This is a genomic window from Leptolyngbya sp. AS-A5 (assembly GCF_039962495.1).
Lineage (GTDB): Bacteria > Cyanobacteriota > Cyanobacteriia > Leptolyngbyales > Leptolyngbyaceae > Leptolyngbya.
This window is the reverse complement of the sequence record NZ_JAMPLL010000030.1, coordinates 1-19,432: the sequence shown is the minus strand read 5'-3', so window position 1 is coordinate 19,432 and position 19,432 is coordinate 1. Positions and strand designations below refer to the sequence as shown.

Here is a 19,432-nt window from a genome sequence, read left to right as displayed (position 1 = left end):
ATTAATCCGTGCTGGAGTTAAAGATTTGCTTCACCGCCTCCCAGCGCGAACAATCCCAGTAGTCGATGTGCGATGAAATCAGCCCATCGGGATTCACCTTTAATTCACTTCTACCTGAAATTGCCATTCTCGGCTTCCACGGCAACGGTGCATTCCAGCTCAGCGTCCAGCGCATCTTAATTTCATCGCCGACCTGCTCGATCGCGTGCAAATCCATTCGCACATTCAGAAACGCCGTCCCAATAAACTTGATCATGGCGCGATAGCGATCGACTCCCTCAAACCGATTCATCGGATCTTGAAAAAACACATCCGATGCATACAGGCTGTAAGTCTGCTCGGCTGGGAACCGTGCATAATCCTGACGCAATTGTTCGACTAAATTCACGGCTCCACCTCATCCCACAGTCGTCTCAATTGTCGTTGCCAAGCATCCATTGTCTGAGAGCGAGACTGCGCCCCCATCGCTAAGTCTCCCATAATTCCTTCTTGATAGAAGCGATCGAGCGTTTGCATCGTCGCTTCTAAAGATTGTCCTTGCCGCTTTGCCACTTGTACAATCTGGCGAATCCGCTTTTCAACAAAGGTATTAAACACTTCATCCAATCCTTGCTGCTGCACCGCAATCAGCCGCTGCACCGCAGCCTGCAAATCTGCGATCGACAAATCCGCCAGTGAATGCTGAAACACAGTCCACAGTACCCCCTGATGCAAGGCATAGCGGGTTTCCTGGGTCAAATCAAAGTTTGCTTCTAAAAGCTGTTCCCAATAGGGTTCGGCATCCTGGGCAGGCGCGATCGGCAGTAACGCCCGCAACCAGGTTTGATCCTCAGATAACAAGATTAATAATCGAAACTGCGGCGTTTCAACCTGAAACGATCCCACAGCTAACGCCTGAACTTGCTCTCCAAAGAGATTCGTGAGCATTGCAGACAATTCATCCAAAGTCATATCAATTACAGATAAATAGTTAGAGGGCGAACTAACATCCCTCTTCTCTAATGTAATCGCAACCATAAAAAAAACCTGACCAATTGCTGATCAGGGTGGAAGGGAGAACTCAATAGAAGGATGAAACACTCGGTTTTATCATCATCCTTCGTGCTTTGACTGGTCTATGCCAGCCATTCTTCGATCGCTTCTTCTTTCGTGTTAGTGCGGCGTGCAGGCGTTTCGCGCTCAAACTTCATGTGAATCTCGCGATTTTGTTCGCCATCTGCCGCCACTGCCATGATCGGGAAGTCGATTAACCCATCCTGGAACGACATCTGGAAGCGGAAGGTTCCATCCGGGTTGAGTTTGATCGGACGACCGCCGATTGTCACCGTGGCATCGGGTTCTGTTGCCCCGTAAACGATCAGTTCCGCATCGGCAATCAGCCAGAACTTACGCGGACGAATGGGTGGTGCCGAAGCCGAGAAGCCAACACCGGACATCGTTAGACCCGATACCGTTGGCATTGCCCACATTCCCACACCCGACGGGAACACATAAGAGCTAATCGCCTCAAGATGCGGTGCGGCGGCAGAGTGCTGCATCGAGCCATAGAGCGATCCTGCAATCCGCATCGCTTCAGTGGTTTGCGCCATGCCGAAGATCTGATCGTAAATCGGGTTGCCTTGAATGCCACCGTTAACGCCTGCAACCGCAGTTTTCTGACTGGGGGGAACCAGTTCTGCAAAGGTCTTGCCGCGCAGATCTTCTTCCCAAGCCAAGGTAATGAAGTGATCTTCAATCCAGTCAGAAGGGTAAACCGGAGGCACTCGCACCGGAGCCGATCGCGCTAGTAGCAGCCAGCGACCGTCTGCTGATCGGTAGCCGATTTCAATCGCGTAATCACGATCGCTCACCGGAACAGGTAAATACCATTCCCGCGCCATTTCATCGCAGGGATATTCTTGGACGCTATGGGGGCTTTGGTAATCTAGGTTGATCTCCGTCACGTCATACACGCGCAGTGCTAGCTGTTGCCCACCTTGACGACGGAGTTCTTGCTTGTGCTCGTTTGGAATATCCCAATACGCATATGCCCACTGTGGATCACGAGGCATAAGCACGACTCGGCTTTCTCCGTATCCTTCTGGAAGATCAATCAAGTCGGCATCCACTGTTGATAGCACGTTTGCCGTGATCACAGTTTCTAATTGAGGGTCATCTTGTCCAACGTCGAATTTAGTTGCTTCCACGGCTTCCTGTGCCTCTAAGGTGCGTGATGGGGTAGGGGAAAATCGTGTCCGTTCAATCTCCTGAATCGATGCAAGCAGTTGATCTTTTCGCATCCGGCTATAGCGTGATACGCCATATTCACTGGCAACTCGACGTAGTTGACGCAGCGTCATTTCAGTGAGAGGGGGACGTTCTGTAGCCATATCACTTCTCCGTGATTTATGTTTCAGTCCGTTCTCAAGCGCTCAGGCATCTTCTTGATCGCAGATTGCGGTCAGGGGATCACCCAATTCAGAAGAACTGAAGCTTGGGGATCAAAAGATGTTTCATATAGTGCAGGAAACCCTTCAATCGATCAAGGGGTGGGAGCGCTTGATTTAACGGCTTTTTACGGGTTTTCGGGTAATTTCGGGATCGTTATGTCAGAAGTCTATAACAATCTAACGAGTTTGGGATCGTGGCTGGGATCAAAAATGGGAAATAATGTCAGCATTTCATGACACTATCCAGAAGCAAAGGCTTTCCTGTAAACTGCTGTAAGCTATCTCGACAAACGGTGTATGACTTTGGGCGATCGCGAAACGACTGAATTTGAGGAACCGACCCCTGAATCGGACGTACCTTCAAGCAGAAGGAGCCGACTGATTAGTAAAGCGCTGAGACCCGCAGTGCAACTGTGGCTCAGGTCGCAGGTTGAGCAGGTTGAAGCGTTACAGGTTGAGATCACAGCAGGCGATCGTCAAATTCTTTCCGGTTATATCGAGCAAGTCACCCTGTCGGCAAAGAATGCAATCTATCAGGGCTTAGTGCTGAATCAGGTCGAGTTAACTGGACAGAATATTCGAGTAAATGCAGGGCAAGTCGTGCGAGGCAAACCTTTTCGATTGCTCGAACCGATTCGGATTGCGGGATCAGTTTTGTTAGAAGCAGCAGATCTGAACGCGTCGCTGAATGCTCCCTTGCTCAAAGCGGGGGTGACAGAATTTTTACAAACGCTTTTACAATCTGGGGCTGCGGGGATCAGTAGCAATCGTGATCTCAATTTGCAAAACCTGACAATTCAACTGCGATCGCAGCAGGTCGTTTTGGGCGCAACGTTGGTTTCTGACAGTGGCAATGAAACCCCGATCGCGATTCGCACCGGATTTGCGCTGACGGCTCCGAATTTACTGAAGCTCGTGAATCCTCAGTGGCTCCCTCACGCAACCGCAAAGCGAGGACTACCGCTCTCTGACCTCGATGGCTATACGTTCAATTTGGGCAGTGAAACTGAGATTCACGAACTCGCGATCGATCCCGAAAAAGTGATTTGTCAGGGCAGATTAATCGTTCTTCCTGCTTAAGAGTGAGGCAGTAACGGCAGAACGATCGTCACGAAGTAGTACACCAAGGGCGCGGTAAAGACGTAGCTATCAGCACGATCGAGGATACCACCGTGACCCGGAATAAGCTGACCTGAATCTTTCACGCCCGCATCGCGCTTCATCATCGATTCGGTTAGATCTCCGAGCAAGCTGGCAATTCCAATCAATAAGCCGATTGAGACTCCTGTGATTGGCCATCCCGACCAGTTGAGAGACCAAGAGCCGACGATCGCAACTGCCACACTTGCCGACACACCAAACACCGCACCCTCAACTGTCTTTTTCGGGCTGATGTCAGAAAGACGAGTTCGACCGATCCAACGACCCACGGTATAAGCGCCGATGTCTGCCGCCCACATACACACAAATGCCAACAGCGTATGGGTGAGTCCTTGAGGAAGTGCGTCTAAACTTTGCCAAGACGTGATCCAGAAGCCATCAAGCGGAAGGTTGCTCAGGTCAGCTTGTCCGAGTGATCGCAGTCTGATCCAGAAGCTTGGCAAATATCCAACGTAGAACAATCCCATGATCGAAGCGGAAATATCCGCGATCGTAGCGAATTTTGGCTGAAATAACAGATAGAAACAGATCAAAGTTCCTGCAACCGGGAAGATTGCATCTGCTAGGGCGGGATTGAGATTCGAGATGAAGACAAGAATTTGCGTCACTACAAGCGTTGTTTTCACAGCAGGAGCGATTCCCTTAGCGCGGACAAGCTCAAAATACTCCAACTGTCCAAGGTAAATAATCACCGCAAAAAATGCAGTGAAATACCAGCCGCCCAGTAAGAACATTACTAAAGCGACGACGATCGCAACAAAGCCACTGAGAATGCGAGACCAAGGCATAAGATTTTCAGCGTTCACAATAGAAACCTGGTCTAACTGTCCCTTTCTCAACCCGCTCTTGGGGTTTGTCCTACTTCAAAGTTAGAGTCAGGTTAAGAAGGTTAAGCGTCATTTGGATCACTTTATCAGAGTGCAGCATGAAATTTCATTCAAGCTTTTCGCCACTGAGAACGAAGATCGGATCGACGGCAACAAAGGATTGACTCGTACCGCGAGTTTCAAGCCGATTAATCGCGGATTGCACAACTTCAATATTCCGGGCATGAAGTTCAGCAAAGCTTTCTGAAATCTTGTACAAGTTCTCCAAGTTTGCAGCAGTCGCTACAATGCGCCCTTGAGGTTTGAGCAATTGCCACACTTCCGCCAGAATTGCTTTGATCGATCGACCCCCTTCAATACACACGCGATCGGGCATCTGTTTGAGATTCTTTAAGCATTCGGGGGCACTGCCTTCGATGATTTCAACATTTTTTACTCCGAACCGATCGCAGTTGCGTTGAATCAAGGCTGCCACTTCTTCATCTCGCTCGATCGCAACAATTTGCCCCTCTGGACACAATAATCCCGCTTCGACGGGGATGGTTCCAGTTCCGGCTCCGATGTCCCATAAGACAGAATCCGGTCGGAGTCGAAGTTGGCAAAGCAGCAGTAGACGGATTTCACGCTGACTCATGGGAATTCCGGGTAAGCTCTCAAACAACTCGTCAGGAATTCCAGGTGTGACATAAGACCAGAGCGGGGAAGCCATACAAAACTTAGCGGAACAGGGGCATCTCTCTATTGTGATTCAGGAAACGACTTTTAACTGATTCAAGGTGGGATCGCTGCATCCACTGATAAAGCCGCCTGCGTTTAGAACAGATTGAAGAAGCACGATCGCATCTGCTGTAATTTGCTCGCCCGGTAGCAGGACTGGAATTCCGGGCGGGTAGGGACAGATTAATTCGGCGCTAACTTGGTCGATCGCTTGCTCCAGTGGCAGAAATCGAGACGGAGCGAAAAAGGCTTCACGCGGGGAAAGTAGGGGAGCAGCAGAGGGTTGTACAACTTTTTCTAAAATTGGCGCAATCGGGGTGTTTACTGGAAGACGATCGCACGCTTCAATTAAATGATCGATATCCGTCTCGGTATTTCCTAAACTGATGATGAATGTTAGGTGTTGAAGCGAGGGAAATTCAGCCGTAACACCAAAACTTTGCAGCAATTCATCAGCCGTAAAACCATCTAGACCAAGATGAGAAACGGTGATCGTGAGCCGAGTGCGATCAACCGCAAAGCAGCCCGAAGAAGTGGAAAATTCAAGAACATTTTTCAGATTTGATCGCGCTCGATCGGCAAGCTCTAAGGTTTGACTCATCAATTCTTTTCCCTGACTTGCCATCTGAGCGCGGGCAGCATCCAGGGAAGCAAGCAGCAAATAATTTGGGCTAGTTGATTGTGTCAATTGCAGCGATCGGGAAATGCGATCGTGATTAATTCGAGAGCCTTGAACGTGCAGCATCGAAGCTTGCGTTAGTGCGGATAGAGTTTTGTGTGTCGATTGCACTGCGAGATCTGCACCTGCTGCCATTGCCGAAATTGGAAACTCTGGATGAAACGCGAAATGTGCGCCGTGAGCTTCATCGACTAAGAGCGGAATTCCTGCTGCATGAGTCAGATCTGCGATCGCCTTTAAATCACCACAAACACCGTAATACGTGGGATAAACGATCAGAACTGCTTTGGCATCGGGGTGTTGTTTGAGGGCGATCGCAACCGCTTCAAGTGTGACACTGTGAGCAATATCGAGAACAGAGTCATACTCAGGCTGCAAAAACACAGGGATTGCACCCGACAAAATCAATCCAGAAATCGCTGATTGATGAACGTTTCGAGGCAAAAGAATCTTATCGCCTGGATCACAGGTTGCGAGAATTGCCGCAATAATTCCGCACGTCGAGCCATTTGCCAGAAACCAAGTTTGCTCGGCTCCAAATGTTTCTGCGGCTAAAGATTGCGCTTCAGCGATCGCACCTTGAGGCGCAAACAAATTATCTAACTCTGGTAATTCGGGTAAATCAGCCTGAAGTGCTCGATCGCCGATCAATTCTCGAAATGCCGCAAAACTTCCCCGGCCACGTTTGTGTCCCGGAGTGTGAAATGCTGCGTTCTGGCTCTGAGCGCATTTTGCCAGCATTTCGAGTAATGGAGTGCGAATCCTTCGGGAAGCGGAGCTACCGTCCAATTTCATAACCTTATCTCATGACAGATGTATCGCGCTTCATTATTTTCTAGGTTAGGGGAGCCAAATTATCGTTAGGATGTTTTATGGTTTATTCCCCACCCAATCCACTTCCATCGCCGTTACCCAATCCGACTCCAGAACCAAGTCCGATTCCGACTCCGGCTCCCGATCTGCCACCGGAACCTATTCCCGGAAGCCAGTCTGAGCCAACTGAACCTGTTCCTTCTCCGTCCTAACCTTTTATTTCAAACACTAAATCATGCTAAGAGCCGGGATTGTTGGACTGCCCAACGTTGGAAAATCAACTTTATTTAATGCGGTCGTTGCCAATGCAAAAGCCCAAGCCGCCAACTATCCCTTCTGTACGATCGAACCCAATGTCGGCACGGTCGCGGTTCCAGACGATCGCCTCGATAAACTAGCAGGCATCTCCAAATCTGCTGAGATTATCCCTGCAAGAGTTGAGTTTGTGGATATTGCAGGCTTGGTCAAAGGAGCCTCAAAGGGTGAAGGCTTGGGCAACCAATTTTTGGCGAATATTCGTGAAGTCGATGCGATTGTTCATGTCGTTCGGTGCTTTGACGATGATGATATTATTCACGTCGCTGGCTCTGTTGATCCAGTCCGCGATATCGAAGTGATTAATTTAGAACTGGGACTGGCGGATCTGGATCAAATCGATCGCCGCATCGATCGCACCCGCAAGCAAGCTCGCTCTAACAAAGAAGCACAGCAAGAACTCGAAATTTTAGAACGTATGAGTGCCGCCCTGAATGAAGGCAAATCTGCGCGTCAAGTGGTACTGAATGAAGAAGAAGAAGCCCTGATCAAACCGCTAGGGTTACTCTCTCGCAAACCTGTGATTTATGCTTGCAACGTTTCCGAAGAAGACTTGGCAACCGGCAACGATTGGGTTGAACAAGTTCGGACAGTCGCAGCGCAGGAAAATGCACAAGTCGTCGTCATTTCCGCGCAGGTTGAATCCGAATTAGTGGAGTTACCGGAAGACGATCGCGCCGATTTCCTCGCTTCTTTAGGTGTAGAAGAAGGTGGTCTAAAATCCCTGATTCGCGCAACCTACAGACTTTTAGGCTTACAGACCTACTTTACCTCTGGGCCTAAAGAAACCCGCGCTTGGACAATCAAAACGGGAATGCTTGCGCCTCAAGCAGCAGGAGTAATTCACACCGACTTCGAGCGCGGATTTATCCGAGCCGAAACCGTTGCGTACAAAGATCTAATTGAGTTTGGATCAATGAATGCGGCTAAAGAAAAGGGCTTGGTTCGCAGTGAAGGTAAAGAATACGTAGTACAGGACGGCGATGTGATGTTGTTCCGCTTCAATGTGTAGTTTCAGTAAAACCACAGAAATTGCCGTATAATTACGGACATAAGGATTTTGCGGGAACTTCTACGCCTACCCTGAATTGCCTTTGGAAACGCTCGATCGCACTCGATCGAGCGTTTTTAGTTTCTATCCTTTTCAGCCGCGAATCAACGCTAGAATTGGGTTAAAGAATGTAAAGTAATTCTCATATAGGGACTCGATCTCCATGCGCGTAATTCTAATGACCGGAAAAGGCGGCGTTGGTAAAACCTCGGTTGCAGCCGCGACTGGGCTTCGCTGTGCTGAATTAGGATACCGGACTCTGGTACTCAGTACCGATCCGGCTCACTCGCTGGCGGATAGCTTTGATCTGGAGTTAGGGCACGAACCAAAACAAGTTCGCCCAAATCTTTGGGGGGCTGAACTTGATGCCTTGATGGAATTAGAGGGCAATTGGGGAGCGGTGAAGCGATACATTACTCAAGTGTTGCAGGCACGTGGACTCGACGGCGTGCAGGCGGAAGAGTTAGCAATTTTGCCAGGAATGGATGAAATTTTCGGATTAGTGCGAATGAAGCGGCACTATGACGAAGGGGAATTTGATGTATTGATTATTGATTCGGCTCCAACGGGAACCGCGCTGCGGTTGCTGAGTTTGCCGGAGGTCGGCGGCTGGTATATGCGGAAGTTTTACAAGCCGTTTCAGGGAATTTCGGTCGCGCTGCGTCCGTTGGTTGAACCGATTTTCCGCCCGATCGCAGGTTTCTCGCTTCCAGATAAGGAAGTCATGGACGCACCTTATGAGTTTTACGAACAGATCGAAGCCTTAGAAAAAGTGCTAACTGATCCGACTCAAACAACGGTACGGTTGGTGATGAACCCTGAAAAGATGGTGATCAAAGAATCCCTTCGCGCTCATGCTTATTTGAGTTTGTACAATGTTGCAACCGATTTAGTCGTGGCAAATCGGATCATTCCTGACTCGGTTTCTGACCCATTTTTCCAGCAGTGGAAAGAAAATCAGCGCCAATATCGAGATGAAATTCACGCGAACTTTTCACCATTGCCGATTAAAGAGGTTCCGCTATATTCTCAGGAAATGTGTGGTTTGGAAGCGCTCGATCGCTTGAAAGATACGCTTTATCCAAACAACGAAGATCCATCACAGTTGTACTACAAGGAAACCACATTGCGCGTGGTTCAAGAACAGAATCAGTACAGTTTAGAACTGTATTTGCCGGGAATTGAAAAGACGCAAATTGAACTGAGTAAAACAGGCGATGAATTGAATGTTCGGATCGGAAATCATCGCCGTAATTTAGTGTTACCGCAAGCCTTAGCTGCGCTACAGCCTTCAGGTGCAAAGATGGAAGAGGATTATCTCAAGATTCGATTCAGCGATCCGGCAAGAGTTTAGAGTTTCCAAATGCGTTGATTGAGGTTGGAATCTTCAACGATCGACATCATCAATCGCAACCTTTAACACATATTCCACAAGTGAAAAGTTTTCATAGTGTGCCCACCCGAGCAAATTCATCTGACAATCCATCCGGCTGCGTATGGTTTTGACACGATCTTACGATAGTGTGAACAAAGGTTGCGATATTGATAATGCTAAATGGTTGCTGCTGTCTCTCTTCAAAATGTTCATAAGGTTTACAACAACGTTCCAGTTGTTAATGGTTTGTCGTTTGAAATTCAAGCCGGGGAGATGTTTGGGCTGTTAGGTCCAAACGGTGCAGGCAAATCCACTACAATTCGGATGCTAACGACTCTAACTAAACCCTCCGAAGGTCGAATTCAAGTCGCAGGGTTTGACGTGATTAATCAGCGATCGCTCGTTAAATCCCACATCGGCGTTGTCCTCCAGCAAATCAGTATCGATAGCGATCTAACCGTTTGGGAAAACATGGAGTATCACGGGCGATTGCATCATATTCCCAATCCCCGCAGGCAAAAGGAGATTGATCAAGCGCTGGAATATGTTGAACTGAACGATCGGCGCAATGACCCCGCTAAAACCCTTTCAGGCGGTATGAAGCGTCGTCTCCAAATTGCCCGCGCTTTATTGCATAAACCCGAAATCCTCTTTCTGGATGAACCCACGGTCGGACTCGATCCGCAAACTCGTCGCCGCTTGTGGGAAATTATTCGCGAACTGAATCGGCAAGGCATGACAATGCTGTTAACGACACACTACATGGACGAAGTGGAATATCTGTGCGATCGTATCGGCATTATGGATGCTGGCAAGTTAATCTCGCTCGGTACATTAGAAGAATTACGCCAGAAGCATGGTAAAGGAATTCTAATGAAACAGTCTGGTGAACATTGGGACTATAAGTTCTTTCCAACCGTCGAGGATGCCAACCATTATCTAGAACAATTGCCCGACAAAACAGGCACCATGACGCGCCCTTCAAACCTGGAAGATATTTTCGTTGAACTCACAGGACGCAACTTAGATTAAAAGCAAACTGCCAACCCGTTTTAGAGTTGGCAGTCCACTTAGTATTCACAGAGATTTATGGATTAGAGCCTTTATAATCGCTGGCTCCATTTGAGCTATATCTAGAATCTCAAAATTTTCCTAGACTCCACCATTCTCTAAACTTTTCTTTAGATTTGATGCTTGTGCGGAGTCAAAGTGGCTCCCAGAGCCTGAGACAACCGAATCTCTAGTGCGTGAACCGGATACCGCCGTGCAACTTCCGCCGCCGGATCAACCATCGGCTGCACCAAAATCGTAAACATCCCTAACCGATTCCCAGCCAGCACATCGGTAAACAGTCGATCGCCCACCATACCCACCTGTTGCGGCGGTAAATTCATCGCTTCTACCGCTCGTCTGAGCTTGCGTCGTGATGGCTTGCCTGCTCCCGTGAAGTAAGGCACTTTCAGCACGTCTGCAATCCGCTTAATCCGATTCTCGCTGATATTATTGCTCACCAGCCAAATATTAGTAATCTCTCGTACCTGCTCAACCCAAGGCAGTAACTCTGCTGAAATCTCAGCCGTTGTAATCGGAACGAGTGTTTCATCGACATCTAGCACTAGACCACGCAGGTTATTCTGGCGTAGCAGATCCGGCGTTAACCCAAGAATGGTCGTATTGAGCAGAAGATCAGGTTGTAAGAGTTTGCCCCAAGACATGGTGTGTCGCTCGCAAGGTTGGACAGGATTGAAAGAAGCGTGATTACTAGCGTAAGAGTTGCCTTCGGTAAAATCAATCACAGCTACACAATCATAGCTACAATAGCCGCTTATCAATCGTTTATCAAAGAACTGGTTAAGGGTATCTATAGCTTAGAGCGATCGTAGCCTGATCTCGTACCCAAAAATCACGGATTCAACGCGATTGATTCTTAGCGGGTTGCCCTTTTTGAGCTTGAGCATCGACGCGATCGCGAATCTTCGCCTGTGCCGATTCATGTTCGGCTAACGTGCGGCTAAAGACGTGCGAGCCATCATAACGCGCCACAAAGTAAAGGTAGTCGGTTGCTTCGGGTACTAGTGTTGCCTTGAGGCTAGCGATACCGGGAGCGGCGATCGGAGTCGGGGGCAGTCCCGGTGTGACGTAGGTGTTATACGGTGAAGGCGTTGCGACTTGAGCATAAGTTAGCGGATTTTCAGGAGTCTGCTGCACTCCAAGCGCGTATTCCACCGTTGGATCAGATCCAAGCGTCATGTTTTTCTTTAGTCGATTGTGAAATACACCAGAAATCCGGTTGCGTTCGGCTGGAATCACCGCTTCTTTCTCCACAATGCTTGCAAGCGTCACCCATTGCAGCAAAGAAAGATTTGTTTTACCGCGTTTCTGGTTGTAAACCGGGAGTGCCACTTGCTCGAAGCGGCTCAACATTTGCTGGATAACCTGCTTGGGCGTAATCTCTGAACCCGCTTGAATTTGATAAGTATCGGGATACAAAAAGCCTTCAAGAAACGGCAAATTCTGTGGCAACCAGGGATATTCCGCATTCGAGACTTGGCTTGCTGCTGCGAGAAAATCCTGCGCCTTGAAAAATCCTTGCTTCTCGAAATAGTTCGCCATTTGTTTCAGCGACCAGCCTTCAGGAATCGTAAAGCTGCGCTGCGCTACTTGTCCTGTCCAGATTTTTTCAGCGATCGTCTGCAAACTGTCCCCAGTTGAAAGCTCGTAGTTTCCAGCCTGAAACCCACCATCGGGATTTTTCCACATCAACCAACGCGCCCAAACTTCCCAGGCTTTTGCCGATCGAATCAGTCCTGCGGCTTCAAGCTCCTGACCGATTTGTTGAGCGGAAGTCCCTTGCGGAATCTGAATGATGACTCGCTTTCCTGAGTTTGAGTCTGCTTGCGGTGCGATCGGGGAACTAGCAAAACTCCACCAAGCTTGGGCACGCCACGCCGATAGTCCGAGTGCAGCCCCGACAAGAAACAGGAAAAACGAGACTCTCGCAATAGGTTTAGCGATTTTCATCTGGAATGTAAGGTGAAGGACTACACAGGCGGGCTAAAAACTATATCTTGCTGAAAACAAATAGTAATGGAGTTTACCAATAAGTCAACGGATATAAAAAGGACTAATTAACAAGCATTGATGATCAAGGGGATCAATATTCCGTCCAGCCTGCCGCGCCTAGTATAGATTAAAAAAGTTTTTTAGGAGTCGATCAAAAAACACTTGAATATAAATGATTCAAATTTGCTGATCGACTCCAAACCGATTACTCCATCTCATCAAAAAGCTGATCTTCGATCATCGGTAACATTGGCTCAATTTTCTTCAGTTCTTCTTGAGATAACAGATGCGGCGTTCCGTCTTCGTCTAGCCGAGCCAGGATGAAATACGGATCAAGAGGAGTATAAATTGCGTATTCCTGCTCCTCGTGCCAGAAGCTAGCCAGCAGTTGAAGCTCCTCTTGATCGTCCTCAGAGTCGGATTCTACTCCTGCCCACGCTTCTTCTTCATCCAGGTCGGGTAGATCGCCCTCTACGGTCAAGACCACCGCCGTTTGCTTCAGAGCAAGGTTCTGTTCTTCTAGAACGGCTTTTGCGATCGGAAACACTGTATTGAGCGTTTCTTGATCTTCGACTAACACTGCTTCATCCTCGTCGCCATTTTCCTGCCAAGCGAAAATCTCGATCGGCGAGTCAACGGGAAGTAACAGCACATATTCTTGGTCTTCCACGTCCAAAGAATGCTCGATGTAGCAGGTGAGGGTCAAGCCTGCCTCATCTGTTAGGGTTACGGTTGGAGCATCCATGTTGTTAATGCTGTCTTCGTCCATTGGACTCTCTCTTAATACTCAACTTACTAAAACAAAGTGCGAGACGCTCCGGGTTCGACGGTGCGATCGCGGTTTGTCCTCCCAAAAGTATCTCGTAGAATGGGCACTTTTTCCCAAAGCAAGCGTGGAAGTACGATCGCACTGTGCCTAAAAACCTCGTAAAGGGTCTAGATGGCTTTGTAATATGCGTGTAGTATGTTCTGTGGATATACTACACGCATATTACAAAGATTTGCAGCATTTTTCCTTCTGCAACGCCTTAATTCAAAACGGCATAAGAAGACATAACTGCACCTCTAACCTTTCAATTTGGGGGTTAGAAGGCGGATTTAGTCAAAAAACTGACTGAAAAATCATCGTGTAGAAAGCGGACAATATAGGCGAACTCTGTGTTCTGCGTAGGGCAATATTCTCACCCTTCTCCCGCTTCTGGCACATCAGGAGCGGGGTTCTTTTAGAAGTGAACTGTCATGCAGGCAGAAATTGTAGTACGCGCTTGATAATTTTGTAATACAATATGTAATATTAATGTAGTACAAAAGAAGACAAACCAGAGGTGACGAAATGATTCTGAAATCACCGAAATCGGACTCCTGGAACTTTAGCTACGATCGGCGCAGAGGACTAAGTAGCGCTGAAATTCGATCGCAGCGTCAACAAGCCGAAGCCATTTCAAAAGTCCAACACGAAGGTTGTTTAAAACTGTAAACAATACTCCAAACAACACTCACACCCACCTATGAAAGCTGAATAGTTTTATCCAAAGAAGGCAAGGTGGATTATTCTTGCCTTCTTCCAAGAGGGCCTTCTACTAAGAGAATGTAGGGATGGTGCAACCGAAGGCGAAAGGGGACGACGTACACACCCGATAAGTGTGTTACTGGCAGGTTCAAGTCCTGCTCAGTGTACCGGTTCATGCTGGGCGTACTGACTGTCGATCGTGGTACGCTCACTTAAAGCCTTGATCTGCGATCGCACAATTTAAGCTTTTCACAATGGGTAGTCAATCTGTCGCTAAAACTGTCTTTCTGCTCGCCTCAATGGTTGTATGGCTCATTGCTGGAGCAGCGTTGATGTATCTTTTTCCGTTTATTGCCGATCAACTGTTGTCCTCAGACCAGACGCACCAATGGATGAAAACGCTGAGCCGTGGCAGCTACAACCCTCAACTCGGTTGGATTGTTGGCAGCATTGCTTTGGGAATTAACATTGTTGGCAACCTGGTGTGGTACTCACAATTTGAAGGTAAGCAATAAATCAACGTTGTGGAAAACGGAACGAGAGTTGTGGAAAACTGGGCGTGGTTGTGGAAAAGTTGCGTTTTAGCAATTCTGATTTGGACGATCGGCACGAATTTTGCCATCGCCTCGGTTCATACTTATTCGGATGCAAACGGCGTTCTGTTCCGCTCTTTATCAAAGCTGCAAGACGACTGCGATCGCGCTTGGCAAGTTGTGTTTTATAAAAAGTTTCTGCTCGGACAACCAGACCTGATTCACTTGAGAGTGATTGGATTTCCCGGTCTTGTCACGTTAAACCACCAGCAACCGCTAGAAATCGAAGCGAATCGATCGCTGTTTCACGCTGAGGATGTCACCTCAAAAGAGTTTCCGGTTGCTCAGGTTGGCGAATATGACTTCAAACCTGTTCTGACTCAGTTGGATACCGACACAAAACTCACGCTGGTTCTGCCTCTCACATCGGGTATCGCGCGGTTAAAAATCCCGCCTGAAACTGCTTTAGAATGGTGGCGCGTCGCCAGCTGGCAGCCCGATCGCTAAATCCCGAAGCTGATGTGATCTTCTTGGTAGGACGGTGGCTCTACATGAATCATCACTCGAACTGGGCTATACCTTTCAATTAGTCGCGCTTCCACTTCTTCGGTGATTTGGTGAGCAGTTTCGACATCCCCTGCATCTACAATCAAGTGCATTTCGATGAAGGTTTGTCGCCCAACGACCCCCCGCGAGGCAATGTCATGACAGTTAATGACCCCCGGAACAGTCATTGCGATCGCATGAATTGCTTCGGGCGCGATCGCAATCTCATCTACCAACCACGGTAAATTCTGCTTTAAGACTTTCCAACCGCTATAAAACACCAGAATTGCAACGGGTAGTGCCAGCACTACATCCAACCATTGCCAATTGAAAATCCAAATTCCAATTAATCCACCCAATACGCTAATCGTCACCCAAACGTCACTCATCGTGTGTTGAGCATCTGCGATCAGAATCGGACTATTGACGCGCATTCCCTCGCGCCGCTCATAAAAAGTGACGAATAGATTTACTCCAAGCACAATCAGCAATAGCCAAAGTTCAGCTCCAGCAATTTTCACGGGTTCACTGGTCTTGGTCAGCCGCTCGCTCGCGCTTTGCAAAATCTCAAAACACGCAATTCCTAAGAAAGCTGCAACGCCTAGCGCTCCAATGGCTTCATATTTCTGATGCCCATAAGGATGATCGCGATCGGGTACAGGGGATGAGAACTGGCTGGAAACTAATCCCAAAACATTACTCGCGCTGTCGGTCAAACTATGCAGTGCATCCGCTAGTAAACTGAGTGATCCGGTAAACCATCCCACTACAGCTTTTAGCAATAGAACAAAAAGATTTAGAAGCAGAGTAATGACGAGAACTTTACGGACGGTCGATCGATTGTCTAGAACCATACCAATATCAGATAGCAATGGTTTTAGTGTAGATCTCGCTTATAAAAAATGCTCCAAAGCTTTGCTACTAAAAGCTTTTTGGTTTTCATAATACCGAAAACTTTTTGACAAAATTCTCATCTTCAAATCAAGATCGCGGCAATGACACAACTAATCATTGATCTAGTCTTGAGAATTGTTGTGAAAGATTATCAGCTAGAAACTTCAGCTTTACGATCGCATTCTAGAATGGATCATAAAGACTGAATCAATGACGCAACTTACTTTAAATCTAGATAATGGCTCAGTGATGTTCCGCTTTACACCCGAAGCCGCACAAGAGCTAAAAGCAGCCCTCAACGAACTAATGGGATGCTTGAAAACAACTGCAACAAAGACAGGCAGCAAAGCTGCACCTCAACCTTCCATGGAATATCGTTACACAGGCGATATTTTTCTTGAGCTTTTTTGCAATCCAAACATCTGGGCATCTCCATTTGCAGCAAGAGTTCTCGTAACGTTGCGCGACGATCGCATCCGACTCAACACCGAAGCCGAACTGAGTCGCCTGATCGAAGACATCAATCAATATCTTGAACAACATTCATGAAGCGAACGATCGTTTGGTTTCGCCGAGATTTACGCATTAGCGATCATGCTCCTTTGCATCGGGCTGCGTCGCGAGGTGCTGTGATTCCGGTGTTTATCTTCGATCGTGCCTTGTTGCATCATCCGGAGACAGGTTCGGCGCGGGTCGCATTTATGCTGGATTGCTTGCGATCGCTCGATCAGGAGTTGCGCGATCGAGGAGGTCGCTTAATTCTGCGATTCGGTGATCCCATTGAGATTCTGCCAAATCTGATTCGCGAAACTGGCTCAGATGGTATTTATGCTTATGTTGACTATGAGCGCATCTATGGTCGGGTGAGAGATGCCCGTCTCAATCGTGTTTTAACACAACAAAATCTAAGAATTCGCTGGTTTGAGCCAACCGCCGCCGTTTCGGAACTCATTCCTTATGCCGATTACCGCAAGATTTGGTATCGCGAAATGGAGTCGGAACTGTTGCCAACGCCAAGCAACATTCCGACTCCTGATGATGTGTTGGGTGAACCGATTTCTACACTCACAGACTTAGGATTGCTACCGGATCGCAAAATGATTCCACCTGCTGGAACTCAGGCTGCCAGAACTCTACTCCAAGAATTCTTAACAGAGAAAGTCGATCGCTATTATTGGCAACTCTCTTATCCCGGTGCAGAGATTACTTCTGGCTTGAGTCCATATATCAAATTTGGAGTAATTTCGGTTCGTGAATGTTATCAAACAGCGCAACGCTTATTAAAGTACGACAGCAATCAGAAAATACAACGCAGTCGAAAACAATTTATCTCACGCTTGCGATGGGGAAGTGGCTTCGCTCAGCGATTTCGTTATCTCCCTCAATTAGAACTACGATCGCTCTACTCTGTGTTCGATCAAGACGGTTGGCAGTTCGATGAAACCCTTTACGAAGCCTGGAAGACCGGACAAACCGGATTCCCGATCGTCGATGCTGCTGCCCGATGTTTGGAAGCCACAGGCGGATGGATGGCAATGAATTTTCGATCACGTGCTTTGTACTCAAGCTTTCTGAGTAACTTACTTGGAATCGATTGGCGTTATGGAGCGCTCCATTTCATGCGACATCTAATCGATGGAGATTGCCCGATCGATCACTATCAATGGGCAATGCAAGCGGGTGTAACGCATTGCTTAGATAAAAGCTGGACTCGCATTTACAATCCTGAGCAAGCCGCCGTCGATCGCTGCGATCCCGATGGTGAATTCATTAAAAAATGGGTTCCAGAACTTGCCCACATTCCCGCAGTTCAGCTCGGTCTACCGCCGCGAGTCAAAGGTTATCCAGCACCGGTTCTGAACTATCGAGAAGCGCGGCATCGGCAAGTGCAGCAACTAGAAGTACAACGATTGCACTTCCGCCAAAGTTCAGACTTCTTGCCACATCTTACTCGAATGCCTGAATCCGTCTTACCTTTTGGATACGATCGTTTTGAGAGCGAGATTCAATGGGCGCAATTGCCCTCTCCTGATTTATTTCCGGCTGCACTAGATCTTGACAACTTGGACTTAGAGCGATCGTCTTGGCTACGGAGTTGGCTCGTCGCCCACGTAGAAATTAAACCTCACAAAACCACAACCCGCCGCAAACCTTCTACAATTGACTCGAACATCATCCAACTCGCTCTGTTTGATTGACGCAAAAAATTCCCTTCCGGCTCCGAGTACGATAGAATTTCCTTCGTGAATTGCGAAGTGTTCATCGTGCAATCATCTCCCCAGCTAGAAAAAAAATCTCGTCGTCTCCTGATTGCTGCAAGCGGCACAGGAGGGCACGTCTTTCCCGCGATCGCTGTTGCAGAACAACTCCCCGACTTTGAAATTGAATGGCTTGGTGTCCCTGATCGTTTAGAATCGCAGCTTGTGGGCGATCGCTATCCAATTCACCGCATCTCAGTTGCAGGATTCCAACAAAAACTAGGGCTAGGAACAGTCAAGATTTTATTCCGCCTAATCAAGTCAATCTGGAACGTGCGACAAATTCTGCAAAAAGGTTGCTTTGACGGGGTATTCACAACAGGCGGATATATTTCTGCACCTGCGATCATTGCAGCGCGATCGCTGGGTCTTCCCGTAATCCTGCATGAGTCGAACGCTTTACCCGGAAAAGTGACGCGATTTTTTGCGCCGTGGTGTACGACAGTTGCGATCGGCTTCAAGCTTGCCGCCAAATCATTACCAAAAGCAAAAACTGTCGTCGTCGGAACTCCTGTACGATCGCAGTTCAGAGCCGCCCTTTCACATCAGGATAAGCTAGATTTACCGATCCCGAATGATGTTCCCCTGATTGTTGTAGTTGGTGGAAGTCAGGGTGCAGTGGCAATGAACCAACTGGTCAGAAAAGCTGCACCTGCTTGGTTTGACAAAGGCGCTTGGATTGTTCATCTAACTGGAGAAAACGACCCAGATGCAAAAAGCTTGCAGCATTCCCAATATTTGGCGTTGCCGTTCTACCAAAACATGGCAGCACTATTAATGCGATCGAATCTAGCAATCAGTCGTGCTGGAGCGGGCACAGTCACGGAGCTTACTGTAACCGGAACACCTGCAATTCTAATTCCGTTCCCTTTTGCCGCAGAAGATCACCAAGCGTTTAACGCAAAAGTAATGGTCGATGCAGGCGCAGCAGAGATGTTTCGCCAGTCAGAATTGAGCGTAGAGCAGCTTCAGCGATCGGTACTGGCACTATTGGAGAATCGTGACCAACTAGAGAAGATGTCAATAGCGGCAAAATCGATCGCCGTTATTGACAGTGCTGAACAAACTGCGCGACTAGTAACACAGCTAATTTGTTAAGCTGCACAAGCCTTGCAATAAGCTCTCAAACTAAGCAGCTCTTTTTGACTAATCCATTTAAGCGTGAAAAAGCCCTCCGAATCTCGGAGGGCTTTTTCACGCTTAAACAGCTAGAGACTAACCGTTGATTGCAGGAGCAGAGAGTGCAACCGGAGCCGCTTCA

General features: G+C 48.0%; 21 protein-coding genes. 11 read left to right on the top strand and 10 right to left on the bottom strand.

The genetic code is table 11. The features are described from left to right. Nucleotide 1: 1 nt before the first annotated feature. The 3 genes from NC980_RS21850 to NC980_RS21840 form a co-directional block, all read right to left on the bottom strand. Nucleotides 2–388, bottom strand: coding sequence for a DUF2358 domain-containing protein (locus tag NC980_RS21850; RefSeq protein WP_190379367.1), 387 nt, complete (start codon nt 386–388; stop codon nt 2–4). Next, nucleotides 385–951: a type III secretion system chaperone gene (locus NC980_RS21845; protein WP_190379366.1), complete on the bottom strand. Its 567-nt coding sequence runs from the start codon at nt 949–951 to the stop codon at nt 385–387. Before NC980_RS21845 ends, NC980_RS21850 begins: the two co-directional genes overlap by 4 nt. Nucleotides 952–1,115: 164 nt before the next feature. Further along, nucleotides 1,116–2,369 (bottom strand): DUF4912 domain-containing protein, encoded by a 1,254-nt coding sequence (locus tag NC980_RS21840; protein WP_190379365.1) that lies wholly within the window; start codon nt 2,367–2,369, stop codon nt 1,116–1,118. Nucleotides 2,370–2,726: 357 nt separating this feature from the next. Here NC980_RS21840 and NC980_RS21835 point away from each other — a divergent pair, with 357 nt between their 5' ends. Next, nucleotides 2,727–3,509 (top strand): DUF2993 domain-containing protein, encoded by a 783-nt coding sequence (locus NC980_RS21835; protein ID WP_190379364.1) that lies wholly within the window; start codon nt 2,727–2,729, stop codon nt 3,507–3,509. Here NC980_RS21835 and NC980_RS21830 read toward each other — a convergent pair. The 3 genes from NC980_RS21830 to NC980_RS21820 form a co-directional block, all read right to left on the bottom strand. After that, nucleotides 3,506–4,378: a phosphatidate cytidylyltransferase gene (locus NC980_RS21830; RefSeq protein ID WP_190379363.1), complete on the bottom strand. Its 873-nt coding sequence runs from the start codon at nt 4,376–4,378 to the stop codon at nt 3,506–3,508. The genes NC980_RS21835 and NC980_RS21830 overlap by 4 nt on opposite strands. A 145-nt stretch (nt 4,379–4,523) precedes the next feature. Continuing rightward, nucleotides 4,524–5,126, bottom strand: a complete 603-nt coding sequence (cbiT, locus tag NC980_RS21825) for a precorrin-6Y C5,15-methyltransferase subunit CbiT (protein WP_190379362.1) — start codon at nt 5,124–5,126, stop codon at nt 4,524–4,526. A gap of 39 nt (nt 5,127–5,165) precedes the next feature. Next, nucleotides 5,166–6,608: an aminotransferase class I/II-fold pyridoxal phosphate-dependent enzyme gene (locus NC980_RS21820; protein ID WP_190379361.1), complete on the bottom strand. Its 1,443-nt coding sequence runs from the start codon at nt 6,606–6,608 to the stop codon at nt 5,166–5,168. Nucleotides 6,609–6,685: 77 nt separating this feature from the next. Between NC980_RS21820 and NC980_RS21815 the strand changes: the two genes are divergently transcribed. The 4 genes from NC980_RS21815 (at nt 6,686) to ccmA (ending at nt 10,399) form a co-directional block, all read left to right on the top strand. Then, nucleotides 6,686–6,838 (top strand): hypothetical protein, encoded by a 153-nt coding sequence (locus NC980_RS21815; protein WP_190379360.1) that lies wholly within the window; start codon nt 6,686–6,688, stop codon nt 6,836–6,838. A 23-nt stretch (nt 6,839–6,861) separates the two neighbouring features. Next, nucleotides 6,862–7,953 carry a redox-regulated ATPase YchF gene (ychF, locus tag NC980_RS21810; protein WP_190379359.1) on the top strand — a complete coding sequence of 364 codons (1,092 nt, stop codon included), beginning with the start codon at nt 6,862–6,864 and terminating at the stop codon, nt 7,951–7,953. Between the two features lie 202 nt (nt 7,954–8,155). Next, nucleotides 8,156–9,346 carry a TRC40/GET3/ArsA family transport-energizing ATPase gene (locus tag NC980_RS21805; protein WP_190379358.1) on the top strand — a complete coding sequence of 397 codons (1,191 nt, stop codon included), beginning with the start codon at nt 8,156–8,158 and terminating at the stop codon, nt 9,344–9,346. 201 nt (nt 9,347–9,547) lie between these two features. Beyond that, complete coding sequence (gene ccmA / locus NC980_RS21800) at nt 9,548–10,399, top strand: heme ABC exporter ATP-binding protein CcmA (RefSeq protein ID WP_190379357.1); 852 nt, start codon at nt 9,548–9,550, stop codon at nt 10,397–10,399. A 149-nt stretch (nt 10,400–10,548) separates the two neighbouring features. Here the strand turns inward: ccmA and NC980_RS21795 are convergent, their stop codons facing one another. The 3 genes from NC980_RS21795 to NC980_RS21785 all read right to left on the bottom strand — a co-directional run bounded on the left by NC980_RS21795 (nt 10,549) and on the right by NC980_RS21785 (nt 13,199). Beyond that, the gene (locus NC980_RS21795; protein ID WP_190379356.1) at nt 10,549–11,082 is read right to left on the bottom strand and encodes a YqeG family HAD IIIA-type phosphatase; all 534 of its coding nucleotides are present in this window, start codon (nt 11,080–11,082) and stop codon (nt 10,549–10,551) included. A gap of 196 nt (nt 11,083–11,278) precedes the next feature. Beyond that, entirely contained in the window at nt 11,279–12,388 is a 1,110-nt protein-coding gene (gene mltG / locus NC980_RS21790; RefSeq protein WP_190379355.1) for an endolytic transglycosylase MltG, read from the bottom strand. Between the two features lie 247 nt (nt 12,389–12,635). Further along, the gene (locus tag NC980_RS21785) at nt 12,636–13,199 is read right to left on the bottom strand and encodes a DUF3727 domain-containing protein (RefSeq protein WP_190379354.1); all 564 of its coding nucleotides are present in this window, start codon (nt 13,197–13,199) and stop codon (nt 12,636–12,638) included. A gap of 564 nt (nt 13,200–13,763) precedes the next feature. On the opposite strand from NC980_RS21785, the gene NC980_RS21780 reads away from it, so the two are divergent. The 3 genes from NC980_RS21780 (at nt 13,764) to NC980_RS21770 (ending at nt 14,980) form a co-directional block, all read left to right on the top strand. Next, nucleotides 13,764–13,907: a hypothetical protein gene (locus tag NC980_RS21780; RefSeq protein WP_190379353.1), complete on the top strand. Its 144-nt coding sequence runs from the start codon at nt 13,764–13,766 to the stop codon at nt 13,905–13,907. Between the two features lie 287 nt (nt 13,908–14,194). Then, the gene (locus NC980_RS21775) at nt 14,195–14,455 is read left to right on the top strand and encodes a hypothetical protein (RefSeq protein ID WP_190379352.1); all 261 of its coding nucleotides are present in this window, start codon (nt 14,195–14,197) and stop codon (nt 14,453–14,455) included. A 30-nt stretch (nt 14,456–14,485) separates the two neighbouring features. Continuing rightward, complete coding sequence (locus NC980_RS21770) at nt 14,486–14,980, top strand: DUF3122 domain-containing protein (protein WP_190379351.1); 495 nt, start codon at nt 14,486–14,488, stop codon at nt 14,978–14,980. Here the strand turns inward: NC980_RS21770 and NC980_RS21765 are convergent. Continuing rightward, on the bottom strand, nt 14,977–15,873 hold the full coding sequence (locus tag NC980_RS21765) for a cation diffusion facilitator family transporter (RefSeq protein ID WP_190379350.1): 897 nt from the start codon (nt 15,871–15,873) through the stop codon (nt 14,977–14,979). The two genes, NC980_RS21770 and NC980_RS21765, sit on opposite strands and share 4 nt — an antisense overlap. Nucleotides 15,874–16,123: 250 nt before the next feature. Between NC980_RS21765 and NC980_RS21760 the strand changes: the two genes are divergently transcribed. The 3 genes from NC980_RS21760 to murG all read left to right on the top strand — a co-directional run bounded on the left by NC980_RS21760 (nt 16,124) and on the right by murG (nt 19,269). Next, nucleotides 16,124–16,462, top strand: coding sequence for a hypothetical protein (locus tag NC980_RS21760; protein ID WP_190379349.1), 339 nt, complete (start codon nt 16,124–16,126; stop codon nt 16,460–16,462). After that, nucleotides 16,459–18,111: a deoxyribodipyrimidine photo-lyase gene (locus tag NC980_RS21755; RefSeq protein ID WP_190379348.1), complete on the top strand. Its 1,653-nt coding sequence runs from the start codon at nt 16,459–16,461 to the stop codon at nt 18,109–18,111. The genes NC980_RS21760 and NC980_RS21755 overlap by 4 nt, the downstream gene beginning before the upstream one ends. 66 nt (nt 18,112–18,177) lie before the next feature. Continuing rightward, the gene (gene murG / locus NC980_RS21750; RefSeq protein WP_190379347.1) at nt 18,178–19,269 is read left to right on the top strand and encodes an undecaprenyldiphospho-muramoylpentapeptide beta-N-acetylglucosaminyltransferase; all 1,092 of its coding nucleotides are present in this window, start codon (nt 18,178–18,180) and stop codon (nt 19,267–19,269) included. Nucleotides 19,270–19,432: the final 163 nt, after the last annotated feature.